Origin of the sequence: Streptomyces avermitilis MA-4680 = NBRC 14893 (assembly GCF_000009765.2) — a bacterium.
Taxonomy (GTDB): Bacteria; Actinomycetota; Actinomycetes; order Streptomycetales; family Streptomycetaceae; genus Streptomyces; species Streptomyces avermitilis.
Genome location: NC_003155.5, coordinates 2,939,690 through 2,965,375 on the forward strand (window position 1 = coordinate 2,939,690; position 25,686 = coordinate 2,965,375).

Annotated in this window: 21 protein-coding genes and 1 riboswitch; of the genes, 9 read left to right on the forward strand and 12 right to left on the reverse strand. The window is 70.6% G+C overall.

The window, feature by feature from the left end:
* Positions 1-42 precede the first annotated feature (42 nt).
* Complete coding sequence (locus SAVERM_RS12590; RefSeq protein WP_010983849.1) at positions 43-894, reverse strand: sulfurtransferase; 852 nt, start codon at positions 892-894, stop codon at positions 43-45.
* A gap of 323 nt (positions 895-1,217) precedes the next feature.
* Between SAVERM_RS12590 and SAVERM_RS12595 the strand changes: the two genes are divergently transcribed.
* Positions 1,218-2,021 (forward strand): VOC family protein, encoded by an 804-nt coding sequence (locus tag SAVERM_RS12595; protein ID WP_010983850.1) that lies wholly within the window; start codon positions 1,218-1,220, stop codon positions 2,019-2,021.
* Positions 2,022-2,093: 72 nt separating this feature from the next.
* On the opposite strand, the gene SAVERM_RS12600 is transcribed toward SAVERM_RS12595, so the two are convergent.
* The 4 genes from SAVERM_RS12600 to SAVERM_RS12615 all read right to left on the reverse strand — a co-directional run bounded on the left by SAVERM_RS12600 (position 2,094) and on the right by SAVERM_RS12615 (position 7,482).
* Positions 2,094-2,744: a thymidine kinase gene (locus SAVERM_RS12600; RefSeq protein ID WP_010983851.1), complete on the reverse strand. Its 651-nt coding sequence runs from the start codon at positions 2,742-2,744 to the stop codon at positions 2,094-2,096.
* 61 nt (positions 2,745-2,805) lie between these two features.
* Positions 2,806-3,993: an alkaline phosphatase family protein gene (locus SAVERM_RS12605; RefSeq protein WP_010983852.1), complete on the reverse strand. Its 1,188-nt coding sequence runs from the start codon at positions 3,991-3,993 to the stop codon at positions 2,806-2,808.
* On the reverse strand, positions 3,993-4,580 hold the full coding sequence (locus SAVERM_RS12610) for a DUF5998 family protein (protein WP_010983853.1): 588 nt from the start codon (positions 4,578-4,580) through the stop codon (positions 3,993-3,995). The genes SAVERM_RS12605 and SAVERM_RS12610 overlap by 1 nt, the downstream gene beginning before the upstream one ends.
* Positions 4,581-4,632: 52 nt before the next feature.
* Positions 4,633-7,482: a bifunctional acetate--CoA ligase family protein/GNAT family N-acetyltransferase gene (locus tag SAVERM_RS12615; protein ID WP_010983854.1), complete on the reverse strand. Its 2,850-nt coding sequence runs from the start codon at positions 7,480-7,482 to the stop codon at positions 4,633-4,635.
* 135 nt (positions 7,483-7,617) lie between these two features.
* On the opposite strand from SAVERM_RS12615, the gene SAVERM_RS12620 reads away from it, so the two are divergent.
* Positions 7,618-7,899, forward strand: a complete 282-nt coding sequence (locus SAVERM_RS12620; protein WP_010983855.1) for an HPr family phosphocarrier protein — start codon at positions 7,618-7,620, stop codon at positions 7,897-7,899.
* Positions 7,900-8,179: 280 nt separating this feature from the next.
* Here SAVERM_RS12620 and SAVERM_RS12625 read toward each other — a convergent pair whose 3' ends face one another.
* The 4 genes from SAVERM_RS12625 to SAVERM_RS12640 all read right to left on the reverse strand — a co-directional run bounded on the left by SAVERM_RS12625 (position 8,180) and on the right by SAVERM_RS12640 (position 12,973).
* Positions 8,180-8,875: a GntR family transcriptional regulator gene (locus SAVERM_RS12625; RefSeq protein WP_010983856.1), complete on the reverse strand. Its 696-nt coding sequence runs from the start codon at positions 8,873-8,875 to the stop codon at positions 8,180-8,182.
* Positions 8,876-9,071: 196 nt separating this feature from the next.
* Positions 9,072-9,848 (reverse strand): M23 family metallopeptidase, encoded by a 777-nt coding sequence (locus tag SAVERM_RS12630; RefSeq protein WP_010983857.1) that lies wholly within the window; start codon positions 9,846-9,848, stop codon positions 9,072-9,074.
* Between the two features lie 12 nt (positions 9,849-9,860).
* Positions 9,861-10,020: riboswitch (cyclic di-AMP (ydaO/yuaA leader) on the reverse strand.
* 203 nt (positions 10,021-10,223) lie between these two features.
* Positions 10,224-11,612 (reverse strand): M16 family metallopeptidase, encoded by a 1,389-nt coding sequence (locus SAVERM_RS12635; RefSeq protein ID WP_010983858.1) that lies wholly within the window; start codon positions 11,610-11,612, stop codon positions 10,224-10,226.
* Positions 11,609-12,973, reverse strand: coding sequence for a M16 family metallopeptidase (locus SAVERM_RS12640; protein ID WP_010983859.1), 1,365 nt, complete (start codon positions 12,971-12,973; stop codon positions 11,609-11,611). Before SAVERM_RS12640 ends, SAVERM_RS12635 begins: the two co-directional genes overlap by 4 nt.
* Before the next feature lie 304 nt (positions 12,974-13,277).
* On the opposite strand from SAVERM_RS12640, the gene SAVERM_RS12645 reads away from it, so the two are divergent.
* Positions 13,278-15,734: a DNA gyrase/topoisomerase IV subunit A gene (locus tag SAVERM_RS12645; protein WP_010983860.1), complete on the forward strand. Its 2,457-nt coding sequence runs from the start codon at positions 13,278-13,280 to the stop codon at positions 15,732-15,734.
* Between the two features lie 12 nt (positions 15,735-15,746).
* Here SAVERM_RS12645 and SAVERM_RS12650 read toward each other — a convergent pair whose 3' ends face one another.
* Positions 15,747-16,832 carry a CobW family GTP-binding protein gene (locus tag SAVERM_RS12650; protein WP_010983861.1) on the reverse strand — a complete coding sequence of 362 codons (1,086 nt, stop codon included), beginning with the start codon at positions 16,830-16,832 and terminating at the stop codon, positions 15,747-15,749.
* 372 nt (positions 16,833-17,204) lie between these two features.
* Between SAVERM_RS12650 and SAVERM_RS12655 the strand changes: the two genes are divergently transcribed.
* Positions 17,205-17,726, forward strand: coding sequence for a DUF6082 family protein (locus SAVERM_RS12655; RefSeq protein ID WP_010983862.1), 522 nt, complete (start codon positions 17,205-17,207; stop codon positions 17,724-17,726).
* Between the two features lie 265 nt (positions 17,727-17,991).
* A complete protein-coding gene (locus SAVERM_RS12660; protein ID WP_037650118.1) occupies positions 17,992-18,228 on the forward strand; it encodes a hypothetical protein in 237 nt (78 codons plus the stop codon).
* A gap of 71 nt (positions 18,229-18,299) precedes the next feature.
* On the opposite strand, the gene SAVERM_RS12665 is transcribed toward SAVERM_RS12660, so the two are convergent.
* Complete coding sequence (locus SAVERM_RS12665) at positions 18,300-19,466, reverse strand: citrate synthase/methylcitrate synthase (RefSeq protein ID WP_010983864.1); 1,167 nt, start codon at positions 19,464-19,466, stop codon at positions 18,300-18,302.
* Between the two features lie 96 nt (positions 19,467-19,562).
* Between SAVERM_RS12665 and SAVERM_RS12670 the strand changes: the two genes are divergently transcribed.
* The 4 genes from SAVERM_RS12670 (at position 19,563) to SAVERM_RS12685 (ending at position 24,477) form a co-directional block, all read left to right on the forward strand.
* Positions 19,563-20,819, forward strand: a complete 1,257-nt coding sequence (locus tag SAVERM_RS12670; RefSeq protein ID WP_010983865.1) for a citrate synthase — start codon at positions 19,563-19,565, stop codon at positions 20,817-20,819.
* 98 nt (positions 20,820-20,917) lie between these two features.
* Positions 20,918-21,865, forward strand: a complete 948-nt coding sequence (locus SAVERM_RS12675; protein ID WP_010983866.1) for a sucrase ferredoxin — start codon at positions 20,918-20,920, stop codon at positions 21,863-21,865.
* Between the two features lie 198 nt (positions 21,866-22,063).
* Positions 22,064-23,791, forward strand: a complete 1,728-nt coding sequence (locus SAVERM_RS12680) for an ATP-binding protein (RefSeq protein ID WP_010983867.1) — start codon at positions 22,064-22,066, stop codon at positions 23,789-23,791.
* The gene (locus SAVERM_RS12685) at positions 23,788-24,477 is read left to right on the forward strand and encodes a response regulator (protein WP_010983868.1); all 690 of its coding nucleotides are present in this window, start codon (positions 23,788-23,790) and stop codon (positions 24,475-24,477) included. The genes SAVERM_RS12680 and SAVERM_RS12685 overlap by 4 nt, the downstream gene beginning before the upstream one ends.
* 28 nt (positions 24,478-24,505) lie before the next feature.
* Here SAVERM_RS12685 and SAVERM_RS12690 read toward each other — a convergent pair whose 3' ends face one another.
* The gene (locus SAVERM_RS12690; protein WP_010983869.1) at positions 24,506-25,567 is read right to left on the reverse strand and encodes an ABC transporter substrate-binding protein; all 1,062 of its coding nucleotides are present in this window, start codon (positions 25,565-25,567) and stop codon (positions 24,506-24,508) included.
* Between the last annotated feature and the right edge of the window lie 119 nt (positions 25,568-25,686).

Here is a 25,686-nt window from a genome sequence, read left to right on the forward strand (position 1 = left end):
GAGGACGGGGTCCGCGCCGAGTCGGCGCGGACCCCGTCCTCATCACTGGGGGTCGGGACCCGCGGCGACGGGACGGCTGCCGGCCGCCGACCACTCCGACCAGGACCCCACGTAGAGCGCGGCCGGGATTCCGGCGACCGCCAGCGCGAGCACCTCGTGCGCGGCGGAGACCCCCGAGCCGCAGTACACGCCGACCTCGGCCGCGTCGTTCACGCCGAGCGACTTGAAGCGGTCGGCCAGTTCGGCAGCGGGCCGGAACCGGCCGTTCTCGGCCACGTTCTCCGTGGTCGGGGCCGACACCGCGCCCGGGATGTGGCCGCCGACCGGGTCGATCGGCTCCACGTCACCGCGGTAGCGCTCGGCGGCCCGCGCGTCGAGCAGCAGACCGGTACGGGCGAGCGCCGCGGCGCCGTCGGCGTCGAGAAGCGGCAGGGCGCCGGGCGCGGGCTCGAAGTCCCCGGCGACCAACTCCTCGGTCTCCGTGGTCACCGGTCCGCTCCACGCCGCGAGGCCGCCGTCAAGCACTCGCACCGCCGGGTGACCCGTCCAGCGCAACATCCACCACGCGCGCGCGGCGGCCCAGCCCTGCCCACCGTCGTACACGACCACCGGCCGCCGCGCCGAGACACCGGCGGCCCGCATGGCCTCGCCGAAGTGCGCGAGATCCGGCAGCGGATGCCGTCCGGCAGGGCCCGCGGGGCCGGCCAGATCGGCGTCCAGATCCACGAAGACGGCGCCGGGAACGTGCCCGGACGCATACGCGGCCCGGCCGTCGAACGGGGCGGCACCACCCGCCTTGGCTGTGCTCAGCTGCCAGCGGACGTCCAGGAGGGTCGGCGGGTTCGGCCCCGCCAGCTCGCTCGCCAGTTCGGATGCGGAGATGATGACGTTCATGGCCCCCATCCTTGCGCACGGGGTGGCCACCCGGCCCAGGTCCGGCTACTCTGCTCCGCCGGACAGGTCTGATCACAAGGCGTATGGGATCGGGCACGTGCCGTACAGGCGAGCGACATCGCGCGATCATCACCCGGAAACACACAGGACACCGCACATCGGGCATCCTCCGCGAAAGAACTCATGTCCGGCGGTGCCGCCGGAGGGCGCGATGCGACCGGTGGTGCGAGCATCGGCACCGGGCGTGCACGCGCGATATCGCGGTACCCGTGTACCCAGGCGGAAGTGAACGGCCACCGCGAGGGGCCGAGAAGAGAGTGACGATGACCGAGGCACGGGGGCCGGCCGGCCGCAACGGCACCACAGACGCCGGGTACACGCCGGGCACACCCTGCTGGGTGAGTCTGATGGTGCACGGGATGGCCGCGACCCAGGAGTTCTACGGCGCGCTGTTCGGCTGGGAGTTCCAGCCGGGCCCGCAGCAGCTGGGGCCGTATGTGCGGGCGCTGCTGGACGGCCACGAGGTGGCCGGGATCGGCCAGCTGCCGCCCGACCGGCACCTGCCCGTCGCCTGGACGCCGTACCTCGCCTCGGAGGACGTGGACGCGACGGCCGAGACCGTGCGGCACCGCGGCGGCACGGTGGGCGTCGGCCCCCTGGACGCCGCCGAGGCCGGCCGGATGGCCATCGCGTCGGACCCGATGGGCGCGGTGTTCGGCATCTGGCAGGAGTCCGCACACCTGGGCCCGAGGCTGACCGGGGTGCCCGGCACCCCCACCTGGAACGAGCTGCTGACCTACGACTCCACGAGTGTCGCCAAGTTCTACGAGGCGGTCTTCGGATACGAGGAGGAGCCGGTGGTCTCCGCCGACTTCGACTACATCACCCTCAAGGTCGAGGGCCGCCCGGTCGCGGGCATCCACGGCGTCGGCAACGCCGTCCCCCGCGACCGGGGGCCGCACTGGATCACGTACTTCCAGGTCGCGGACGTGGACGAGACGGCCGCTCAGGTGACGGACCTGGGCGGTCACGTCCTGCGTCCCCCGGCGGAATCGGCCCACGGCCGCGCCGCGACGGTGGTGGACCCGGAGGGGGCGATGTTCTCGGTGGTCACCACGAGCGGCTGAGGAGGCGCGGGAGACGCGGCTTTCATCCGCCGAAAACTCGTCCGAGCCCTCGGGACGGTCGGCAGGTGGCCGTCAGGCGGAAGTGACCGGCAGAACGTCCGGCGAGATCGCGGCGGCGTATGCGGAGGCGCTGGTCATCCGGCGGCGGTGGTGGCGCCGGCACAGCACCTCGTAGCCGACCTCCGCCGCCGGGCGGTTCACGTCACCGACGACGACCTGCTCGCCTTCCACGACCATCTCGCCGCCCACCGTGCGGGCATTGTGCGTGGCCCGCGCCCCGCACCAGCACATCGCCTCGACCTGAAGGGTCTCGATCCGGTCCGCCAGCTCGATCAGCCGCTGCGAGCCGGGGAAGAGCTTCGTACGGAAGTCGGTGGTGATACCGAAGGCGAAGACGTCCAGGTCCAGGTCGTCCACGACGCGCGCCAGCTGGTCTATCTGCTCCGGCGCGAGGAACTGCGCCTCGTCCACGATCAGGTAGTCGACCTTGCCGCCCTTCGACATCTGATCCACCAGATACGCGTGCAGATCCATGCCCGGAGCCGCCTCGACCGCCTCCGTCACCAGGCCGAGCCGCGACGACAGCTTTCCCTCCCCGGCACGGTCGTCGCGCGTGAAAATGACGCCCTGCAGGCCCCTCGCCGACCGGTTGTGTCCGATCTGGAGCGCCAACGTCGACTTCCCGCAGTCCATCGTTCCGGAGAAGAACACGAGCTCGGGCATGGCGGGTTGAGAACCTTTCAGGGCAGGGAGAAGAGAGGGCTTCGCAAGGGGGTGGCGAGCGTCAGGTGCGTACTTCCAGCAGAGGCACCAGCTGTTCCACCGGCGTCATCGAACCGTGGTTGCCGACCATCGCCGACTCCTTCGGCTCCCGCTCGGAGGCGATGATCAGCACGTCGTCGCGGGCCGCCGCGACCACGTCGCCGATGCGCGCGTACACCCGCTCGTCGACGTCGGGCCCGAACCAGCCCGCGGCGATCGCCTCGTCCCGCGAAGCGATCCAGAACTGCTCGCCGAGCACCTCGCGCCAGCAGGTCAGCACGTCCACCTGGGCGCCCGGCACCGCGTACACATGACGAGCCCGGCCCTCGCCGCCCAGCAGGGCGACCCCGGCACGCAGCTCCCAGTCCTCGTCGAAGTCGATGCGGTGCTGCTCGTCGAACGGGATGTCGATCATGCCGTGGTCGGCCGTGACGTAGAGCGCGGAGCGCGGCGGCAGCTGCTCCGCCAGTCGCTGGACCAGTCGGTCGACGTACATGAGCTGGCCACGCCACGGGTCCGAGTCGACGCCGAAGCGGTGGCCCTTGCCGTCCACCTCGGCGTAGTACGTGTAGACCAACGAGCGGTCCCCGGCGGCCAGTTGTTCGGCGGCCAGGTCCATGCGGTCCTCGCCGGACAACCGCCCGTGGAACGTTCCACCGCTCAGCGCGACCTTGGTCAGCGGGGTGTTCTGGAAGGTGGGGGACGAGACCTGGGCCGTGTGCACCCCCGCCGCGTCCGCGAGCTGGAAGACCGTGGGGTACGGCTGCCAGGCGCGCGGATCGGTCCACGGCTGCCAGCGGAGCTGGTTCATCAGCTCGCCGGTCTCCGGGTTGCGCGCGCTGTAGCCGGGCAGGCCGTGCGCGCCGGGCGGCAGGCCGGTGCCGACGGAGGCGAGGGAGGTCGCGGTCGTCGCCGGATAGCCGGCGGTGATCGGGCGGCCCGTGCCGCCGCGCGAGGACTCCAGGAGGGACGCCATGAAGGGCGCCTCCTCCGGGTGCGCCCTCAGCTGCTCCCAGCCGAGCCCGTCGATCAGGAAGACGCAGTTCCGGTCGGCGGCGGTCAGCTCCTGTATGGCGGCCCGCTGGCCGGGCACCTCCATGCCCGCCGCGAGCGTGGGCAGCAGGTCGGCCAGCGAACCGGCACCGTACTCGGGAAGGGGGGCGGAGTCGACGGCCAGCGGTTCCGGGTCGTCCCAGGTGGGCAGAGCCATCAGCGCGCGACGTCCGCGGTGGCCTCGGAGAGGGACTGTGCGAAGACCAGGGCCTGGCGCACCGTCTCGGGGCCGTCCCCGGCCTCGCTGACGCGCAGGCTCAGATCGTCCGCCGTCGAGTTGCCCGTGTATCCGTGGTCCGCCTCGCAGTTGGGGTCGCCGCAGGCGGCGGGCTCCAGGTCGATACGGGAGACCGCGCCCCAGCCGATGGTCAGGACGACCTCGCGGGGCAGGGTGCCCGGCTTGTACGACTCGGGGTTGGCGACCACCCGGCTGACGACGACCGACGAGATCCGGCCGAGCTTCACGGACTCCGTCGATGTCGTGGCGTACGGCGTCGGCGAGGTGGTGTCGGCGGCCTGCTCGTCGGTGTGGCTCACGATGAAGCGGTTGCCGGTGAGGACGAGCACGGTCACATGCCGTCGCACCTCGTTGGCGTCGAACGTCGTCTCCTGGTGGACCAGGTACGACCGGATGGCCTCGCCGCCGATCGCGGCCTCCACCGCCTCGGCCACGAGGGCCGGGTAGTAGCCGCTGCGCTCGATCGCCGCACGCAGCCCCTGGGTCGTCGTACTGGTCTTGGCCATGACGTCCATCCTACGGTGGCCCACTGACTGCGAGGCACCGCTCGGCGTCCACTCAGTACACCGGAAGCGTTCTCGGGCCCAGGTCGTCGCGGACGGGCGGCGGTGCGAGCCGTACGGTCGCCCCGAGCACGCTCAGGCCGTGCTGGGCCACGACCACGGGCTCCAGGGTCACGGCGACGACCTCGGGATGGTCGTCCACCAGCCGCGACACCCGCAGCATCAGTTCCTCCAGCGCAGGCGTGTCGACCGGCGCCGAGCCCCGCCAGCCGAAGAGGAGCGGCGCCGTCCGGATCGACCTCACCAGCGAGGTGGCCTCGCGGTCGGTGACCGGAATCAGCCGGTGCGCTATATCCCCGAGCAGCTGCGAGGCGGCCCCGGCCAGCCCGAACGACAGTACGGCCCCGGCCGCCGGGTCGATCACCGCGCGTACGACCGTGTCGACACCGCGCGGCGCCATCCCCTGCACGACCGGCCGCAGCTCCTCCGGCTTTCCGAACATTTCGGTCAATTCGGCGTACGCGCGCCGCAGTTGCTCCTCGTCCGCGAGATCGAGCCGTACGCCGCCCAGATCGGCGCGGTGCCGCAGGTGCGGGGCGGTGGCCTTGAGGGCGACCGGGTAGCCGATGGCGCGGGCGGCCTCGGCGGCGTCGTCGGGCGTCGGCGCGGGCAGTGCCCTGCGTACGCCGATGCCGTACCGCGAGAGCAGCGCGCAGGTCTCGTCGGTCCCGAGGGTCAGCCCCTGTCCGCTCGCGAGCAGCCGGTCGATCAGCTCGGCGGCACCCTTCTGGTCGATGTCGTCGTACTCGGGCACCTTGCCGGGGTCGGCGGCGTCACGCCGCCACTGGGCGTATTTGACGGCTTCCGCGAGGGCCCTGACGGCGCGTTCCGCGGCGGGGAAGGCGGGGATGAGGCGGGCCCCGTCGGGGGCTTGCGCCGCGGCGGACAGGCGTTCCGCGGGGCGATGCGGGTCCCCGCGCTCGGCCGAAGCCGGCAGCGACGGCGGGTGGCCCGCCACGTCGGTCGGCTGCGGTGCGGTGCTGGCCGCCGCGGACAGCGCCTCGGCGAGCCCACCCAGCTCCACGTGCACCACCAGCACCGGCTTCGCCGGAGCCGCCGCAGCGGCGGAACGCAGTGCCTCCGCAAGGGCCTGGTCGGCCGCCGACGTCTCCCCCACCGCGGGGATGGCCGTCACGACCACGGCGTCGCACCCGTCGTCCGCCAAGGCCCGCGCCAGCGCCGCGTGGAAGTCCTCCGCCGAAGCCGCCGTCGTCAGGTCCAGCGGGGGAAGCGGTCGCAACCCCTCGGCCAAACAGGCGTCGTACGTCAGCAGCCCGAGCGACTCGGAGTTCCCGAGGATGGCCACCCGGGGCCCCGACGGCAGCGGCTGCCGCGCGAGCAGCAGGCCCGCGTCCACCAGCTCGGTGATCGTGTCCACCCGGATGACCCCGGCCTGCCGCAGCAGCGCGGACACGGTGGCGTGCGGGAGCCGTGTGGCCCGTACGGCATGCCCTTGCGGCGCGGCCCCGCCGTGGCGCGCGCCCTGCACCACGACCAGCGGCTTCGCCGCCGCCGTACGCCGGGCGAGGCGGGTGAACTTGCGGGGGTTGCCGATGGACTCGAGGTACATCAGGGCGACATCGGTGTCGGGGTCGTCGTACCAGTACTGGAGTACGTCGTTGCCGGACACGTCCGCGCGGTTGCCGGACGACACGAAGGTCGACACGCCCGTGTCCCCGGTGACGCCGCCCCCGCGCCGGTGCAGCCGGGACAGCAGCGCGATCCCGATGGCGCCGGACTGCGCGTACAGACCGATCCGGCCGGGTCGCGGCGTCTCGGGCGCGAGCGAGGCGTTGAGGCGCACCTCGGGGGACGTGTTGATGACCCCGAAGGCGTTGGGACCGATGAGGCGCATCCCGTAGGTACGGATCTGGCGCACCAGCTCGCGCTGGCGCTCGCGCCCCTCGGGGCCGCTCTCCGCGTAACCGGACGAGACGACCACGAGCCCCTGCACCCCGTGCTCGCCGCACTCGGCCACGGCCTCGGGGACGTGCGCCGCCGGCACGGCGACGACGGCCAGGTCGACGGGCTCGGCGATGTCCAGGACGGAGCGGTGCGCGGGCACCTCGTCGAAGTTCTTCAGGTCCTCGGGGAACGCCCTGTTCACGGCGTACAGACGACCGGTGAAGCCAGCGTCGCGGAGGTTGCCGAGGATGCTGCGGCCCACTCCGCCGGGGGTGCGGCCCGCGCCGATCACGGCGACCGCGCCGGGCGCGAGCAGCCGCTGCACGGACCGCGCCTCGGCCCGCTGCTCCCGGGCCCGCTGCACGGCGAGCGAACGGTCCGTGGGCTCCAGGTCGAACTCCAGGCGTACGACGCCGTCCTCGAAGCTGCGCTTCTGGGTGTACCCGGCGTCCGTGAACACCTTGATCATCTTGCTGTTGGCGGGGAGCACCTCGGCGGCGAACCGGCGGATGTCCCGCTCCCTGGCGACGGCCGCGATGTGCTCGAGGAGGGCAGAGGCAACACCCCGCCCCTGGTGCGCGTCCTGCACGAGGAAGGCGACCTCGGCCTCGTCGGCGGGCGCGGAGGCGGACAGGCCGGCGGCATTAATACGGTCATAGCGTACGGTGGCGATGAACTCGCCGCCGATCGTGGCCGCGAGTCCCACCCTGTCCACAAAGTCGTGGTGCGTGAAGCGGTGGACGTCCTTGGCGGACAGGCGCGGGTACGGGGCGAAGAACCGGTAGTACTTCGACTCGTCCGAGACCTGCTCATAGAAGCTGACAAGTCGCTCGGCGTCGTCGACGGTGATGGGCCTGATGCGCGCGGTACCGCCGTCGCGCAGCACCACGTCGGCCTCCCAGTGGGCGGGGTACTCGTGCCGGTCCGACGCGGTCTGCATGGGCCCCACAGTACGGCTCGCGTCCGACAACAGCGCGAGGCAGGCTAAGGGGAACCCGACAGGGACCGCCGGGCACGCATCACGTTATGGGACACTGGTCTAGACAACCTGAGACACCTGAAGGGCAGCATCAACATGGCTGAGCGCCGCGTCAACATCGGCTGGGCCGAGGGCCTCCACGCCCGCCCCGCGTCCATCTTCGTCCGGGCGGCCACGGCCTCCGGCGTTCCCGTGACGATCGCCAAGGCGGACGGCAACCCCGTCAACGCCGGCTCCATGCTGGCTGTCCTCGGCCTGGGTGCCCAGGGTGGCGAGGAGGTCGTGCTCGCCTCCGACGCCGAGGGTGCGGACGCGGCCCTCGACCGGCTGGCGAAGCTGGTCTCCGAAGGGCTCGACGAGCTTCCCGAGACCGTCTGAGGTGAGCCCTCGGGCCGTCCGAGGTGAGCCCTCGGACCGCCGGGGTGTCCCTTCTTCGCGTCCGAGCCGGTGTCGCTCGCGCGGGCGCGGTGGCGCGACGTTCGGGACGTTCGGGACGTTCCTCAATTGATGATGCGGTGGCCGTCGCTTCGAAGACACCATTCCGCACATACTTTGAAAGGCTCGCCCGAAATATCGGGCGGGCCTTTCGTATTTCTGTCTCACGGGCAGCAGAAATAATCTCCCGCGAATTCCATCCTCTTTGTATACGGCGCCCTTGTTAATGCCGCAGGCTCGTCATGTTTACGGGATGTTGCGAAGTCCTCACACGTTCCGGGCGGTCTCCGCCGCCGGGAAAACGGAGCCGGTGCACCGCACTCGCGCGTTCGGTGTGCAGGGCCGTGATCGCCCGGGCCCGCTCACTGTCGCCGCGCGCGACGGCGTCCACGATGCCGCCGTGCTCCGCCCAGGACTCCGCCGGGTTGGCCGGCGCCTCCACCGCGTACATCCAGGCGATCTTGTGCCGCAGCTGGGCCAGCGTCGAGGTCAGGGCGGGGCTCCCGGAGGCCTGCGCGAGCGTCTCGTGGAACCAGCCCCCCAGGGACCGCAGATCCTCGCTGCTCCCCCTCCTGGACCGCTCCTGCCCCAGCCTGACGAGGCCGCGCAGCACCTTGAGGTGGGCCTCGGTGCGACGCTGGGCGGCGCGCGCGGCGCCCAGCGGCTCCAGCAGCATGCGCATCTCCAGCAGGTCGGAGGCCTCCTGCTCGGTGGGCTCCGCGACGCACGCGCCCGCGTGCCGACGGGTGACGACGAACCCCTCCGCCTCCAGCGTGCGCAGGGCCTCGCGCACGGGGACGCGCGAGACGCCGTAGCGCCGCGCGAGGAGTTCCTCGGTGAGCCGGCTGCCGCGCTCGTAGACACCCGCGACGATGTCATCACGGATCGCCGTGCATACCGAGTGCGCCGGAATACGCATGACCGACCTCCGTCTTAATCCCCGTGAAACGTCGCCGATTGACGTGTGTTCAGGCGACTCTATTGCAGCGGGACGGAATTTCCGATGGCAGGCCGGAATCCATGGATATTTTTTGGACAGACAGCAGTTCGAAACAACGAAGGTCCCGGCTCGGTGAGCCGGGACCTCGGAAGGGACGTGCCTGTCGGGCAGGTTGTCAGACGTTCACGCCGTGCGAGCGCAGGTACGCGACCGGGTCGATGTCCGAGCCGTACTCCGCGGTCGTACGGGCCTCGAAGTGGAGGTGGGGCCCCGTGGTGTTGCCCGTGGCGCCCGAGATGCCTATCTGCTGGCCCGGGGTGACCGTCTGACCGACGGAGACGCCGATGGACGACAGGTGGCCGTACTGCGTGTAGGTGCCGTCGTTCATCTTGATGACGATGTTGTTCCCGTACGCGCCGCCCCAGCCGGCCTCCACGACGGTGCCGGAGCCGACCGCGTGGACGGAGGTGCCGGACGCGGCGTGGAAGTCGACGCCGGTGTGGCTGCCCGAGGACCAGAGGGAGCCGCCGGACTTGTAGCCCGTGGAGACGTACGAGCCGGCGATCGGGGCCACAAACGTGTTCAGACGCTTGCGCTCGGCCTCACGGGCGGCGCGCGCCTTGGCGGCGTGCTCCTTCTCGGCCAGCTCGGCGGCCTTCTTGCGCGCGGCCTCCTCGGCCTTCTTCTTGGCGGCGGCCTCTGCGGCGGCCTGCTCCTGGGCGACGGCCTGGGCGTCGACCTGGGCGGCGACCGAGTCACCGATGGAGACGGCCTGAGTCAGCCCGGTCTGCTCGACGGAGGGTTCGGCGGAGGGCTCGGCGGCGAGCGCCGGAGCGGCCAGGGTGCCGATGACGCCGGTGGTGGTGAGCGCCGCGACGCCCACGGCGTGCGTGGTCGTGCGCTTCGTGCGGCCCGGACGACGGTGCTTCCCGGTGGCGCGGGTGAACGCCATGAAGTGGCTGGTCCTTTCCTTCCTTCTCGCCTACCGGGTTAGCTGACGGGTTCGGAGCAGGAAGGTCTCCTACGGGCTCCCTCAGGAGAGGGTGCCCGATTCACCCCAGGGACTGCGATGGGTCCCCGGCTCCCCTGGCTCGCGCCATACGGGGACTCGGCGATGACTGTCCGGTGCCGCGGGCGCGGCGCACTGCCTGACGAACAGCCGGACTGACGCTAAGCGTGGGCTCTTTCAATCAACAAACGGATCGAGGTTTTTGTAGCGCACGCCACAGGTCAGACGCATCACCTCTATGGCAATACGGACAAACTCTCAGCAAACAGGGCCCTGGTGACTCTTCAGTCACCAGGGCCCCGCGGTGTTCCGCTGCTTCTACTCGGCTGCCACGACGCTCACTTCGCCGATACCGAGGGCCTTGACCGGCTCCGCGATCTGGGCGGCGTCACCCACGAGGACGGTCACCAGACGGTCCATCGGGAAGGCGTTCACGGCGGCCGCGGTGGCCTCCACCGTGCCTGTGGCGGCGAGCTGTTGATACAGCGTCGCCTGGTAGTCGTCCGGCAGGTGCTGCTCGACCTGGTCGGCCAGGGTGCCCGCGACGGCCCCGGCGGTCTCGAACTTGAGCGGCGCGACGCCCACCAGGTTCTGCACGGCGATGTCGCGCTCGGCGTCCGTCAGCCCTTCGGCCGCGAGCGTGCGCAGCACCTTCCAGAGGTCGTCGAGCGCGGGGCCGGTGTTCGGCGTGTCGACGGAGCCACTGATCGCGAGCATCGCGACGCCCGTACCGTCGGGGGCTGAGCGCAGCACCTGACCGAACGCCCGCACACCGTAGGTGTAGCCCTTCTCCTCGCGCAGGACCCGGTCCAAACGGGAGGTGAGGGTGCCGCCCAGGCAGTACGTGCCGAGCACCTGGGCGGGCCACACGCGGTCGTGCCGGTCGGCGCCGACGCGGCCGATGAGCAGCTGCGTCTGAACGGCTCCGGGGCGGTCCACGATGATCACGCGGCCGCTGTCGTCGGCGGTCACCGGGGGCACCGGCCGCGGCTCGGCGGACGAACCCGTCCAGGCTCCGAGCGTCTCGGCGAGCAGCCCGTCGAGGTCGACGCCGGCGAGGTCGCCGACGACCACCACCGTGGCCGTGGCGGGGCGTACGTACCTCTCGTAGAAGGCGCGCACGGCGGCCGAGTCGATTTTCTGGACGGTCTCCTCGGTGCCCTGGCGGGGGCGCGACATGCGCGACGTGGCCGGGAACAACTCCTTGGAGAGCTCCTTGGCGGCGCGGCGGGCCGGGTTGGCCGTCTCGTGCGGGATCTCGTCCAGCCGGTTGCGCACCAGGCGCTCGATCTCGCTGTCCTCGAACGCCGGTGCCCGGAGGGCGTCGGCGAGCAGTCCGAGCGCCTTCGGGAGGCGGGAGACGGGGACTTCGAGGGACAGGCGTACGCCGGGGTGGTCGGCATGCGCGTCGAGGGTGGCGCCGCAGCGCTCCAGCTCGGCGGCGAACTCCTCGGCGGTGTGCTTGTCGGTGCCTTCGGAGAAGGCACGCGCCATGATCGTGGCGACGCCGTCGAGGCTCGCCGGCTCGGCGTCCAGGGGTGCGTCGAGGAGCACCTCGACGGCGACGACCTGCTGGCCGGGGCGCTGGCAGCGCAGCACGGTCAGGCCGTTGTCGAGCGTGCCGCGCTCGGGCGCCGGGAACGCCCAGGGCCTGGCCTCGCCGGCCTGGGGCTGCGGGTGGAAGTCCATGGTCGCGAGCTCGTTCACTTCGCCGACTCCTCGTTCTCGTCGGTGGTTTCGGCGGCTTCCACGTCCTCCGCCTCGGCTGCGACGGGCTCGTACACGAGCACCGCGCGGTTGTCGGGGCGCAGGCGGGCCTTGGCGACCTCCTGGACCTCCTCGGCGCTGACGTCGAGCACGCGCTGGACAGCGGTCAGGGCGAGCTGCGGGTCGCCGAACAGGACCGCGTAGCGGCACAGTTCGTCGGCGCGGCCCGCGACCGTGCTGAGCCGGTCCAGCCACTCGCGCTCCAACTGGGCCTGGGCGCGCTCCATCTCCTCGGCCGTGGGGCCCTCCTCGGCGAACCGGGCCAGCTCCTCGTCGACGGCCGCCTCGATCACTGGGACCTCGACGTCGCCGGACGTCTTCACGTCCAGCCAGCCCAGGGAGGGCGCCCCGGCGAGCCGCAGCAGACCGAAGCCGGCCGCGACGGCCGTACGGTCACGGCGTACGAGCCGGTTGTAGAGGCGGGAGGACTCGCCGCCGCCGAGGACGGTCAGCGCCAGGTCGGCCGCGTCGCACACGCGCGTGCCGTCCTCCGGGAGGCGGTAGGCGGCCATCAACGCGCGCGCGGGGACCTCCTCCTCGACGACCTCGCGCAGCTGCTCACCGATGGTGTCGGGCAGCGAGCCGTCGCGCGGCTGGGGCTTGCCGTCGTGTGCGGGGATGGACCCGAAGTACTTCTCGACCCAGGCGAGCGTCTGCTTCGGGTCGATGTCGCCGACGACCGACAGGACGGCGTTGTTGGGCGCGTAGTAGGTGCGGAAGAACTCGCGCGCGTCCTGCAGCGTCGCCGCGTCCAGGTCGGCCATCGAGCCGATCGGGGTGTGATGGTACGGGTGGCCCTCGGGGTACGCGAGGGCGGTCAGCTTCTCGAAGGCGGTGCCGTACGGAACGTTGTCGTACCGCTGCCGGCGCTCGTTCTTGACGACGTCCCGCTGGTTCTCCATGGACTCGTCGTCGAGGGCGGTGAGCAGGGAGCCCATGCGGTCGGCCTCCAGCCAGAGGGCGAGCTCCAGCTGGTGCGCGGGCATGGTCTCGAAGTAGTTCGTGCGCTCGAAGCTGGTCGTGCCGTTGAGCGAGCCGCCGGCGCCCTGCACCAGCTCGAAGTGACCGTTGCCCTTGACCTGTCCGGACCCCTGGAACATCAGGTGCTCGAAGAGGTGGGCGAGACCCGTACGCCCCTTGACCTCGTGGCGCGAGCCGACGTCGTACCAGAGGCACACCGCCGCCACCGGGGTCTGGTGGTCCTCGGAGAGCACCACGCGCAGGCCATTGGCCAGGCGGTGCTCGGTCGCTGTCAGGCCGCCGGAGCCTGCCTCAGCTGTGGCCGTGTGACCCATGGGCATGTACGTCCCTTCGATCGCGGATGCTTCTGTGGCACACCGCAGATTTCCTGCCGGTCCTGCCACTGTATGCAAGCGCGCAGACAGGTGCCGAAGTTCCCGCGCCTCGTACGCCGAGAGCGAGACTCGGGTGTGCGGTGCAGGGGAACTCGGCCACGCCGGGGACGGCCCGGGCGCCGTGTTGACGAGGCCTGCCGGAAGCCCCCTGGAAGCCGTACGGACGGGTCGTGGTCCGCGTTGTCAGTGGGGCGGTCCACAATGGACCGCGTCAGATCCCGTTCATGTTGGTGAAGGAGCCGCAGCAGCGATGGCCCGCCGCAGCACGAAGACCCCGCCGCCCGACGACTTCGAGGAGAGGATCCTCGACATCGACGTCGTCGACGAGATGCAGGGCTCCTTCCTCGAGTACGCGTACTCGGTCATCTACTCCCGTGCCCTGCCGGACGCCCGCGACGGCCTCAAGCCGGTGCACCGCCGGATCGTCTATCAGATGAACGAGATGGGCCTGCGCCCCGACCGCGGCTATGTGAAGTGCGCCCGCGTCGTCGGCGAGGTCATGGGTAAGCTCCACCCGCACGGCGACGCGTCGATCTACGACGCCCTGGTGCGCCTCGCGCAGCCGTTCTCCATGCGCCTGCCCCTGGTCGACGGCCACGGCAACTTCGGTTCCCTGGGCAACGACGACCCGCCGGCCGCGATGCGTTACACCGAGTGCCGGATGGCCGACGCGACGTCACTGATGACGGAGTCGATCGACGAGGACACAGTCGACTTCTCGCCGAACTACGACGGCCAGGAGCAGGAGCCGGTGGCCCTCCCGGCCGCCTTCCCGAACCTGCTGGTGAACGGCTCGTCGGGCATCGCCGTCGGCATGGCCACCAACATGCCGCCGCACAATCTCGGCGAGGTCATCTCGGCCGCCCGCCACCTCATCCGCTACCCGGGCGCCGACCTCGAGACGCTGATGAAGCACGTCCCGGGCCCGGACCTGCCCACCGGAGGCCGGATCGTCGGTCTCACCGGCATCCGCGACGCCTACGAGTCGGGTCGCGGCACCTTCAAGATCCGCGCCACGGTGTCGGTGGAGGACGTGACGGCGCGCCGCAAGGGCCTGGTCGTCACCGAACTGCCCTTCACCGTCGGCCCGGAGAAGGTGATCGCCAAGATCAAGGACCTGGTCGGTTCGAAGAAGCTCCAGGGCATCGCCGACGTGAAGGACCTCACGGACCGCGCGCACGGCCTGCGCCTGGTCATCGAGATCAAGAACGGCTTCGTGCCGGAGGCGGTCCTGGAGCAGCTCTACAAGCTGACGCCGATGGAGGAGTCCTTCGGCATCAACAACGTCGCCCTGGTGGACGGCCAGCCGCTCACGCTCGGCCTCAAGGAACTCCTTGAGGTCTACCTCGACCACCGCTTCGAGGTCGTACGGCGTCGGTCGGAGTTCCGTCGCGGCAAGAAGCGCGACCGTCTGCACCTGGTCGAGGGCCTCCTCGTCGCGCTCCTGGACATCGACGAGGTCATCCGCCTCATCCGCTCAAGCGACAACTCGGCGCAGGCGAAGGAGCGCCTGATCGAGCGCTTCTCGCTGAGCGAGGTGCAGACGCAGTACATCCTGGACACGCCGCTGCGCCGGCTCACCAGGTTCGACCGCATCGAGCTGGAGTCGGAGCGCGACCGGCTGAACGGCGAGATCGACGAGCTGACCGGCATCCTGGAGTCGGACGCGGAGCTGCGCAAGCTGGTCTCCGGCGAGCTGGCCGCGGTGGCCAAGAAGTTCGGCACCGACCGCCGTACGGTGCTCCTGGAGTCCGCCGGGTCGACGGCCGCCACCGTGCCGCTCCAGGTGGCGGACGACCCGTGCCGTGTCCTGCTGTCCTCGACGGGCCTCCTCGCCCGTACGGCGAACGGCGCCCCCTTCGGGGAGGACGCCGACGGCAGGCGCACCAAGCACGACGTGATCGTGTCGGCGGTCCCGGCGACGGCTCGGGGCGAGGTGGGCGCGGTGACGTCCTCCGGCCGTCTGCTCCGGCTGAACGTGATCGACCTGCCACGGCTGCCGGAGACCACATCGGCGCCCAACCTCTCCGGGGGCGCGCCGATTTCGGAGTTCCTCTCCTCGCTGGAGGGGGACGAGACGGTGGTCTGTCTGACGACGCTCGACGAGTCCTCGCCCGGCCTGGCCCTGGGCACGGAACAGGGTGTCGTGAAGCGCGTGGTCCCCGACTACCCCTCGAACAAGGGGGAGTTGGAGGTCATCACGCTCAAGGACGGCGACCGGATCGTCGGCGCGATCGAGCTGAGCACGGGCGAGGAGGACCTCGTCTTCATCACGGACGACGCCCAGCTGCTGCGCTACCAGGCCTCCCAGGTGCGCCCGCAGGGCCGTGCGGCGGGCGGCATGGCGGGCATCAAGCTCACGGACGGCGCGAAGGTGATCTCCTTCACGGCGGTCGACCCGGCGGCCGATGCCGTGGTCTTCACGGTGGCGGGCTCGCGCGGCACGCTGGACGACTCGGTGCAGACCACGGCCAAGCTGACACCGTTCGACCAGTACCCGCGCAAGGGCCGTGCCACGGGCGGCGTGCGCTGCCAGCGGTTCCTGAAGGGCGAGGACTGCCTGTCCATCGCCTGGGCGGGACCGGTGCCTGCGCGGGCCGCGCAGAAGAACGGCACCCCGGCGGAGCTGCCGGAGATGGACCCGCGCCGCGACGGCTCGGGTGTGTCGCTGGCGAAGACGGTGGCGGTGGTGGCGGGACCGGTGTAGGCCCGCTGCGGATCAGCCGGCCTGCTCGGCCTCGGCCGTCTCCTGCCGTTGCTCCTGCTCCTGCTCCTGCTCCTGTACGTAGCGGAGGACGCCCCACATGCTGTGCTCGTCGGCGTGTGGGGCGTCGTTCGTGCACGCGTCCAGCTCCTTGTGCAGGGCGGCCGTGTCGATGCCGGACCCGATGAGGACGAGCTGGGTGAGGCGGGGGCCGGCGGGCGCCCAGGGCTCCGGGTAGAACCGCAGGAACCGGCCGACGGCATGCACGGCGTACCGGTTGCGAGGATCGGCGGTGCCGAAGTCGACGTACCCCTTGATGCGGTACAGCCCCTCGGGCCTGCTGTCGAGGAAGTCCATCATCCGACGCGGATTCATGGGCGCTTCGGAGGTGAAGGAGACGGAGTCGTAGGCGGCGTGCAGGTGACCGTGATGGTCCTCCTCACCGCGGTGTTCGTGCAGGTCGTCGAAGGAAAGCTGCCCGATGCGCTCCCCCGTGGGCCGGCAGTCGAAGAGGAGCTCGGGGTCGACCCGGCCGTAGGTGGCGGGCACGACGGCGGCTCGGTCGGTGAGTGAGCGGACGGCCCGGAGCACCCGCTCCCCGTCATCCGCCCGATCGATCTTGTTGACGACGACAAGATCGGCCATGGCGAGGTGCCGGTCGACCTCGGGATGCTTCGCGCGCGTGGCGTCGAACTCGGCGGCGTCGACGACCTCGACGAGGCCCCCGTACACGACCCGCGCATTCTCACTGGCGAGCACCATGCGCACCAGCTCCTGGGGCTCCGCGAGCCCGCTGGCCTCGATGACGATGACGTCGACACGCGCGGAGGGGTGCGCGAGCCGCTCCAGGTAGAGGTCGAGTTCGCCGGCGTCGACGGCACAGCACAGGCACCCGTTCCCGAGGGAGACGGTCGAGTCACCGAGAGCCCCGGCGACGGCCATGGCATCGATCTCGATGGCACCGAAGTCGTTGACGATGGCACCGATCCGGCTCCCTCCGCTGCGATGGAGGAGGTGATTGAGCAGGGTGGTCTTGCCGGAGCCCAGGAATCCGGCGAGGACGACGACCGGGATCTGCTGCGGACTCGACGACTGGCTCAACGTGCGCCCCTTCTCACACCGGTGCGTGCGCCGGCTCGTGTACCGGCGGACGCTCGAGAGAGGCTCATGGCTCGGCTCGCGCCGAATGGGGCCGGCTCTCGTACGACGAATTACTGCCGACCCAGGATACGAGCGGGTGGAAACACCGCGAAGTGAACGATTGTTAGCGGCGCTCGCGGGGCACACGTTGGGCATGGCGCCGGGAAACGCGACCCACACATCCCTCCGTGCGCCTCCTCTCCGCCTCCCTGCCGATCAGAGCCGCTCGGCACTCTGGGAGACGGCAAGCGCGCCGCCCACCGCTCGCCGGTCCCCATATCCGTCGCCCCGCACCCGACGACCGGCGGATGGTCGCCTGAATCGGGGGTTGACATGGCCACACAGAACTCTGGGATGCGGAGGCTCGGCTCCGCCACCAGGGCCAGGCTCGCGGTCGCGGTCAGCGCGGTCGTGGAACGCAGCACGCGCCAGCGTCGGCGCGCCGTACTCACCGAACAGCACCGCCTCCACTTCGACCTGCTGTGCAAGGCCATGGACGACCCTGCGCTGGCGGCGGTCCTGGATACGTACGAGCGCGAGATCCCGCCGGAGACACAGCGCCAGTACCTCTTCGCGAACGCTCTGTACGTCAACGCCCTGTACTTCCACCGGATCGGCGCTCTGAACCTCGTCGAACTCCACGGACACCTTCGCGTGATCTGCCGCAACCGGATCTTCCGTGAGTACTGGACCGCCACGCAGCACCATCGCGAGAGCCTGCCCGATTCGTCCGAAGAGGCCGCACTGGGTCGGATGACCGAGGGTCTGGTGCAGGAATTGAACAACTTGGCCGACGACACGGACGACGGCGATCTCGAGGAGTGGTGGGTGGTGGGGCAACCGCCAGGCGAGTGACGGTTCAGCCGCGACCCGCGTGTGCTTACGAGACTTGGGAGACGCGTGGGGCACGGAGCCGATACTCTGCCCGCAGCTTGCCCCGGGCAAACATCTTGCAAGGCGGCACTGTTTTGCGCAGGGCTGCACCCCCACAAGGACGGCCCACTCATGAGCATCCGTGGGCCCACTCATGAGCTTCACTGGACGCGAGAGAAAGGTCATCAGCCCGCGCAGCGTCCGGCGCGCCCTCTCGGCCCGTCCCTCGACCGACCTAGGAACGGACTTGAAGATCGTGCGTCGAGTCGGCGCCTCGCCCCGGGAGCGCGGGAGCGCTTCGGGGCAGACCTGCCCCGACATCTTCGAACTCAGCGACGGAAACTTCGCTGTCATCGGCACCGAAGCCACAGCTGACCTTGACGGCGAACTGCCGCCCGACGCAGCGCGCGCAGAGTACGAACGCATCGTTGTCATCAGCCGCGAGACGCTGGTGCGAGCCAAGGCGGACATTCCGGATGCGTGATTGAAGTTCTTCTCTCACTTTGCCGCAACAGGCCTCGATGCTCACGCGTCGAGGCCTGAGCCATGCGACCGTCAAACCATCAGTGGCACCGCCACCGGCGGTACCGGCCCCACATACCGGGCCGCCGGTCGGATGATCTTCGGGTCCTCCGCCTGTTCCAGGATGTTGGCGCTCCAGCCGACCACCCGGGCCGCCGCGAACGTGGGAGTGAACATCTCCCGTGGCAGGCCGCAGAGTTCCATGACCACGCCCGCGTAGAACTCCACGTTCGTGTGGAGTTCACGGCCCGGCTTCAGTTCCGCGAGGATCGCCTCCACATGGCGTTCGACCTCGACCGCGAAGTCCACCAGCGGGCCACCGAACTGCTCCGCGACGCCGCGGAGCATGCGGGAGCGGGGGTCCTCCGTGCGGTAGACGGGGTGCCCGAAGCCCATGATGCGGTCGCCGGCCAGGACGCGCTCGCGTATCCAGGAGTCGATGCGCTCGGGCGTACCGATCGCGTCCAGGGTGTCGAGGGCCCGGCTGGGCGCCCCTCCATGGAGCGGCCCGGACAGCGCTCCCACCGCGCCCACCAGGGCCGCCGCCACATCCGCACCCGTCGATGTGATCACTCGGGCTGTGAAGGTTGATGCATTGAATCCGTGGTCAATGGTTGAGATCAAGTACTGCTCGATCGCCCTGGTCCTGGCCGCGTCCGGCTCCGAGCCCGTCAACATGTAGAGGTAGTTCGCCGCATAGGAGAGGTCCTCGCGAGGCTCCACGGGATCCAGCCCCTGCCCGAGTCGGTACAGCGCCGTCAGGAGTGTGGGCACGGCGGCCGATGCCATGACGGTGTCGGCGCGGCGCTGTTCCCGGTCGATGTCGTACACCGGCCGGAACCCCTTGGCGGCACCGAGCAGGGACAGCGCCGTGCGCAGCCCGGCGAGCGGTCCGGAGCGGCCCGCGGCGGCGGCCACGGCCGGCAGCGTGGCCCTCACCCCATCCGGCAGCCACCGCAGCGCCGCGGTCCGCGCGGTGAAGACGGCCCGCTGCTCCGCGTCCGGCAGTTCGCCATGAACCATCAGATGCCAGACGTCCTCGAAACCGCGGGTCTGCGCGAGTTCGACGGCCGAGTACTGGCGGTAGTGGTAGAAGCCTTCCAGCCCTCTGACATCACCCAATGAGGTGTCGGTGACGACAACGCCGGCAAGGCCCCGTGGGACGTCGACAGAAGTGGATGCGGCCCGGTTGATCGGCATGATTCCTCCCTGAACTTGATTCGACTGTCCATGCTTGACTCGATGTCTGTCAATATTGATTGGATCAATACTCACCGTACAGATACGGTGGCGTCCATGACGGACCACGAAGCCGCGCCCACGCACCCCGATCGGCGACTGAGCACCAAAGAGGCCGCCGAACTGCTCGGCGTGAAGCCCGAGACCGTGTACGCCTATGTGAGCCGCGGCCAGCTCAGCAGCCGCCGCGAGCCCGGCGGGCGCGGCAGCACCTTCGACGCCAAAGAGGTGGCGGCGCTCGCCCGGCGCAACAGGCGTGAGCCGAGCGGGAGTTCGGCCATCGGCGGCGAGCTGTCCGTCCGCACACGGATCACCCTCATCGACAAGGACCGGTACTTCTTTCGCGGCGTCGACGCGACCGAACTCGCCGCGCGGCACTCCTACGAGGAGATCGCCGAGTGGCTGTGGACCGGTCGGCTGCGGCCCGGAGTCACCTTTGCCGCTCCGGACGCGTCCGTCGCCGTCGCCCGCCGCGCCGTCGATGCCCTGCCCGAGCACAGCGGTCCGACCGACCGGCTGCGCGTCGCGACGATCGCCGCCGCGACCGCGGACCCGCTCCGCTTCGACCTGTCCGAGGACGCGGTCCTCGGCACCGCACGCACCCTCATCCCCACCCTCGTGGCCGCCCTCCCGCCCCTGCGCCGCGACCACCGCGACGAGGGCCCGCTCGCCCGGCACCTGTGGGGACGGCTCACCGGCCGCGCACCCGACGCGGCATCAGTTCGCGTACTGGACACGGCACTCGGGCTGCTCATCGACCACGACCTGGCCGCCTCGACGCTCGCGGTCCGTGTCGCCGCCTCGGCCAGGGCCCACCCGTACGCTGCCGTCTCGGCGGGTCTCGGCGTGCTCGAGGGCCCCCTGCACGGCGCGGCCAGCGGCCTCGCGCACCGGTTGCTCCTGGACGTCCTGGACCAGGGCAGCGCAGCCCCCGTGGTCGCCGACGAACTGCGTGCCGGTCGCCGTATCCCCGGTCTCGGCCACCGGCTCTACCCCGGCGAGGACCCGCGCGCGCGTGCTCTGTTCGCCCTCCTGGAAGAGGTACCCGACGCGGCCCCCGCCCTTGCCGCTGCCCATGACGTCGTGGCCACCACGGCCCGCCACGCGCCCCTGCACGCCAACGTGGACCTGGCTCTCGCGGTCCTCACGGTCTCCTCCGGCATGCCCGCCTCCGCCGGCGAGACCGTCTTCGCCGTCGCCCGTACGGCGGGCTGGATCGCACATGCCCTGGAGGAGTACGAGGAGCGTCCGCTGCGGATGCGCCCGAGTGGCCGATACGTAGGGGCGCGGCCTCCGCAACCGCTCCCCCGGTAGCGCCTTCACGCCTCCGCTGCACTCCCGACGCGCCCCTGCCGCGCCCCGTCCGCGCGGCTGGAAGTCATCCCGCCCCAAGTCAGGTTAGGCTCACCTCTGTGAGTACGTGCGCGACCGTGTCCCGGGACCTCGACGAGCCCCTCGCGGGGACCGCGGCGACCGCGAGGACATGGCTGCTCCTCGAACAGCCCGGCCCCTGGGGCACCAAGGCGCTCACTTCGAGCCACCTGGACCAGGCGCTCGGCCGCGCTCTCGAAGCGGCCGCCGAGGGGACCGGCGTACGGATCGCGCTCATCCGCCGCCCCGGCCGCCACGCCGACTGCGGCACGCCGGCCGTACGACAGGTGTACGCGGCCCACACGGTTCCCGGAAACGTATGGCTGCACGGCGCCATGACGTCCGATCCCGAGCAGTTGCTCGACCTCGACTTCACCGCGCTCGGCATGGGCGACCCGCACACCTTCGACAGACTCCTAGGGGGCCGTCCCCACACGGGCGACCCCCTCGCCCTCGTCTGCACCAACGGCAAGCGCGACCGCTGTTGCGCCCTCCTCGGCCGCCCCCTGGCAGCCGAACTGGCCGCCTCCGGAGTGACCGGCGCATGGGAGGTCACCCACCTCGGCGGCCACCGTTTCGCCCCCACGCTGCTGATCCTGCCGTTCGGCTACGCGTACGGCCGGGCCGAGGCCCCGCACATCAAGGAGGTCCTCCAGGGCGTACGCGAAGGGCGTGTGGTCGTCGAGGGATGTCGCGGTCGCTCCGCCTGGGAGCGGCCGGGACAGGCCGCGGAGCTGGCGGTGCGTACGGCGGCCCACGAGTACGCCGCGGACGCGCTGACCGTCGTCGCCACGGACGGCACCGCACCACGCTGGGAGGTCACCGTCGCCCACGCCGACGGCCGCCTCTGGCGCGTCATCGTGGCCCAGGGCGCCTCGCTGCCACCCCGCCCGGAAAGCTGCGGCTCGGCGCTCGGCTCCCCGGCGCGCATGGACGTGGTGGCGGTACGGGAGCTGATTCCCACGGAGATCGACGCCACGTCCCGCTGACGCCGCCGTGGGCGCCCGTCCTCGCGGTGAGCGCCCCACCTCAGATGGGCGAACGCCGAAACCCCCGCATACCGCCGCCCCACCGCTACGCGGCGCACACCCGCTTATCCGCTGATCACAGCTCTCACACCAGCCTCGCAAGAGATCCATGCCACACCCCCTACGGCACGGCGCGCCCCTCCCCGTACCGTCGTACACATGAGCCCCACTCCCCCTGTACGACGACTGCGCCTGGGTCTGCCCCGGCGGGTGTTCTCGCAGGTCCTGCTGATGCAGGTGTCGATCGCCGCAGGTGTCGCCGTACTCGCGACCGGGCTGTTCCTCGCCCCGCTCAGCGCCCAGCTGGACGACCAGGCGATGCGCAGGGCCCTCGCGATCGCGCAGACCACGGCGGCCCAGCCGCAGATCGCCGAGGACTTCCAGGCGACACGGCCGTCGGTCGGCGGGCCCGTGCAGACCGAGGCCGAGCGGATCCGTAAGGCCAGCGGGGCCGAGTACGTCGTGGTGATGAACATGGACGGTGTGCGCTGGTCGCACACGGACCCGACGCAGATCGGCAAGGTCGTCTCGACCGACCCCAGGGAGGCCCTGGCGGGCAAGGACGTCATGCAGATCGACAACGGCACCCTGGGCCGCTCGGCCCGCGGCAAGGTGCCGCTGCGCAACGCCGACGACAAGATCGTCGGCGCGGTCTCGGTCGGCATCGAGTACGACAGCGTGCGAGCCCGGCTGATCCTCGCCATACCGGGGCTGTTCGCATACGCCGGCGCCGCCCTGGCCATAGGCGCGGTGGCCGCCTACCTGATCTCCCGAAGGGTGCAGCGGCAGACGCGCGACCTGGCGTTCTCCGACATCTCGGCACTGCTCGCCGAGCGTGAGGCGATGCTGCACAGCATCAGGGAGGGCGTTGTCGCCCTGGACCGCGGCGGCCGCGTACGCCTCCTGAACGACGAGGCGCAGCGCCTGCTCGGGCTCGACGCGGAGGCCATCGGTCAGTCGCTGGACGACACGCTCGGACCGGGGCGTACGACCGATGTGCTGGCCGGACGCGTCACGGGCACCGATCTGCTCACCGTGCGCGGCCAGCGCGTACTGGTCGCCAACCGCATGCCCACCGACGACGGTGGCGCGGTCGCCACGCTGCGCGACCGCACCGAGCTGGAGCAACTGGGCCGCGAACTCGACTCCACCCGGGGCCTGATCGACGCCCTGCGCGCGCAGGATCACGAACACGCCAACCGCATGCACACGCTCCTCGGGCTGCTCGAACTGGACATGTACGACGACGCCGTGGAGTTCGTCGGCGAGGTGGTCGGCGACCACCGGACCACCGCGGAGCAGGTCACCGAGAAGATCCACGACCCGCTGCTCGCCGCCCTGCTGGTAGGGAAGGCGACCGTCGCCGCCGAGCGGGGCGTGGCCCTGTGGATCTCGGACCGCACCCTGCTGCCCGACCGGCTGATCGACCCCAGGGGGCTGGTCACCGTCGTCGGCAATCTGGTCGACAACGCGCTGGACGCGGTCGCGGGCACACCGCACGCGCGCGTGGAGGTCGAATTGCGCGCCGAGGGTCGTACGACGGTTCTCAGGGTGCGCGACACCGGACCCGGAATCCCCGTGGAACGGCGAGAGTTGATCTTCACGGACGGATGGACCACCAAGAAGCCGCCGGCCCACGGCAAACGCGGCATCGGTCTCTCCCTGGTGCGCCGTCTCGCCGAACGGCAGGGCGGGAGCGCCCGGGTGGACGAGGCGGACGGCGGAGGCGCGGAGTTCACCGTCGTACTGCCGGAGGCGCTCACCGAACCCGCTCCGGCACCGGAGACGGCTCCTACGGAGGACTCTCTTCCGGGGAACACCCCTACGGAAGAACTGATTCCGGCGCCGGACACCTCGGCGCCGACCACCAAGGAGGAGTCGCGATGACCCGGCCGATCGAAGTCCTGGTCGTGGACGACGACACCCGAGTGGCGCGGGTCAACGCGGCCTATGTACAGAAGGTGGCCGGCTTCCATGTCGCGGGCGAGGCGCACAACGCGGCCGAAGCCCTGCGCCAGATGGAGACACTGCCCCACCTGGATCTGGTTCTCATGGACCACTATCTGCCGGACGAGACGGGTCTCGCGGTCGTCCAGGAGATGCGCAGGCGCGGCCACCAGACCGACGTGATCATGGTGACCGCGGCCCGTGACATCTCGACCGTCCAGGCGGCGATGCGGCACGGCGCACTCCAGTACCTCGTCAAGCCCTTCGCCTTCGCGGGCCTGCGCGCCAAGCTGGAGGCATACGCGGAGCTGCGTCGCACGCTGGACGGCGGCGGCGAGGCCGAACAGGCCGAGGTGGACCGGATCTTCGGCGCCCTGTCAGCGGGCTCGGAGCCGGGGTTGCCCAAAGGGCACTCCCCGACCACCGCGGAGCTCGTGCGTCGCGCCCTGGTGGCCGCCGAGGGCCCCCTGTCGGCCCAGGAGATCGCCGAACGGACCGGGCTGAGCCGCCAGACCGCCCAGCGTTATCTGAAGCTCCTGGAACGCACGGGACGGGCCACACTGACCCTGAAATACGGCGACGCGGGCCGCCCGGAGCATCGCTACGTGTGGGCGACCCGCGTCTGAGGGCCCGGTCCGGGCCGAGGGCTCCGGCTCAGCCGGTGACCTTCTCGACGAACTCCGTGGTGTACGTCTTGCTCAGGTCGATCTTGGCGTTCTTGATGTTGGGATTGAAGGCCTTGAGGACCCTCTCTACCGTCTCGGGACCGTCCTTGGGCATCACGCCGTCGTCCGTGAACATCGGCAGCGTGGTCTTGATCGCCCCCGCGTAGAGCGTCTTGTTGCCCTGGGAGTAGTCGGCGGGCATCTTCTCGGCGATCTGGGACGCGGTGTGCGTGGACATCCACTTGAGGGTCTTCACGAAGGCGTTGGCGAGCTTCTGGACGGTGTCCTTGTGGCTGTTCACCCACTCCGTCTGCATGTAGAGGCTCGACGACGGGTACGGACCGCCGAGCGCCTCCTTCGACCCACGCGGCGTACGCATGTCGATGAGTACCTTGCCGAGGTTCTTCGCCAGGATGTTGGCGACCGTCGGGTCCGTGGTCATGCCGCCGTCGATGGAACCCTTCTGGAGGGCGGAGATGAAGGTCGGCCCCGCGCCGACGGCGACCGGGCTGAACTCGCTGACGCTGACGCCGTTCTTGACCGCCAGGTATTTGGTGAGGAAGTCGGTCGAGGAGCCGAGCCCAGTGATGCCGAGCTTCTTGCCCTTGAAGTCCTTGGGCGACGTGATGTCGTCGGCATGCCTGTTGGAGACGATCTCCACCTCACCGGGCGCATGCGAGAACTGCACCACGGACTCCACGTCCTTGCCCTTGGTCTGCAGGTCGAGGGTGTGGTCGTAGAAGCCGACGGCACCCTGCACCTGTCCGGAGACGAGTGCCGTCTCCGCCTGCACGCCGGCGGGCTCGCTCAGCAGCTCCACGTCGAGGCCCTCGGCGTCGAAGTAGCCGAGCCGCTGGGTGAGCATCGCGGGAAGGTAGATGACCTTGTCCAGGCCGCCGACCATGATCTTGACCTTCACGCCCTTGCCGTCGCCCTTGCTGCCGGAACCGGACGACGCGGTGCTCGCCGCGTCGTTGGCACAGGCGGTGAGGGAGGAGAGAGCGAGCAGGCCGGCCGCTGCCAGGGCGGTGTATCTGGCGGTCATGCGCATGGTGGTTCACGTCCTTGTGAGAAGGCGGTGCGGGAGGTGGTGCGGGGAAATGGGTGCCCTGAAGAGGGCGATCAGCGAAACAGGTGTCCTGGAGAGGCGATCAGCGAAGTGGGGCCCCT

Bases quoted from the DNA above. Each gene is read 5' to 3' on its own strand.
- SAVERM_RS12630 (WP_010983857.1), bottom strand. From the start codon at position 9,848: ATGGCGTTCACCCGCGCCACCGGGAAGCACCGTCGTCCGGGCCGCACG.
- SAVERM_RS12600 (WP_010983851.1), bottom strand. From the start codon at position 2,744: ATGCCCGAGCTCGTGTTCTTCTCCGGAACGATGGACTGCGGGAAGTCG.
- SAVERM_RS12625 (WP_010983856.1), bottom strand. From the start codon at position 8,875: ATGCGTATTCCGGCGCACTCGGTATGCACGGCGATCCGTGATGACATC.
- SAVERM_RS12640 (WP_010983859.1), bottom strand. From the start codon at position 12,973: ATGCCCATGGGTCACACGGCCACAGCTGAGGCAGGCTCCGGCGGCCTG.
- SAVERM_RS12605 (WP_010983852.1), bottom strand. From the start codon at position 3,993: ATGGCTCTGCCCACCTGGGACGACCCGGAACCGCTGGCCGTCGACTCC.
- SAVERM_RS12610 (WP_010983853.1), bottom strand. From the start codon at position 4,580: ATGGCCAAGACCAGTACGACGACCCAGGGGCTGCGTGCGGCGATCGAG.
- SAVERM_RS12685 (WP_010983868.1), top strand. From the start codon at position 23,788: ATGACCCGGCCGATCGAAGTCCTGGTCGTGGACGACGACACCCGAGTG.
- SAVERM_RS12615 (WP_010983854.1), bottom strand. From the start codon at position 7,482: ATGCAGACCGCGTCGGACCGGCACGAGTACCCCGCCCACTGGGAGGCC.
- SAVERM_RS12645 (WP_010983860.1), top strand. From the start codon at position 13,278: ATGGCCCGCCGCAGCACGAAGACCCCGCCGCCCGACGACTTCGAGGAG.
- SAVERM_RS12670 (WP_010983865.1), top strand. From the start codon at position 19,563: ATGACGGACCACGAAGCCGCGCCCACGCACCCCGATCGGCGACTGAGC.
- SAVERM_RS12620 (WP_010983855.1), top strand. From the start codon at position 7,618: ATGGCTGAGCGCCGCGTCAACATCGGCTGGGCCGAGGGCCTCCACGCC.
- SAVERM_RS12655 (WP_010983862.1), top strand. From the start codon at position 17,205: ATGGCCACACAGAACTCTGGGATGCGGAGGCTCGGCTCCGCCACCAGG.
- SAVERM_RS12665 (WP_010983864.1), bottom strand. From the start codon at position 19,466: ATGCCGATCAACCGGGCCGCATCCACTTCTGTCGACGTCCCACGGGGC.
- SAVERM_RS12690 (WP_010983869.1), bottom strand. From the start codon at position 25,567: ATGCGCATGACCGCCAGATACACCGCCCTGGCAGCGGCCGGCCTGCTC.
- SAVERM_RS12595 (WP_010983850.1), top strand. From the start codon at position 1,218: ATGACCGAGGCACGGGGGCCGGCCGGCCGCAACGGCACCACAGACGCC.
- SAVERM_RS12680 (WP_010983867.1), top strand. From the start codon at position 22,064: ATGAGCCCCACTCCCCCTGTACGACGACTGCGCCTGGGTCTGCCCCGG.
- SAVERM_RS12590 (WP_010983849.1), bottom strand. From the start codon at position 894: ATGAACGTCATCATCTCCGCATCCGAACTGGCGAGCGAGCTGGCGGGG.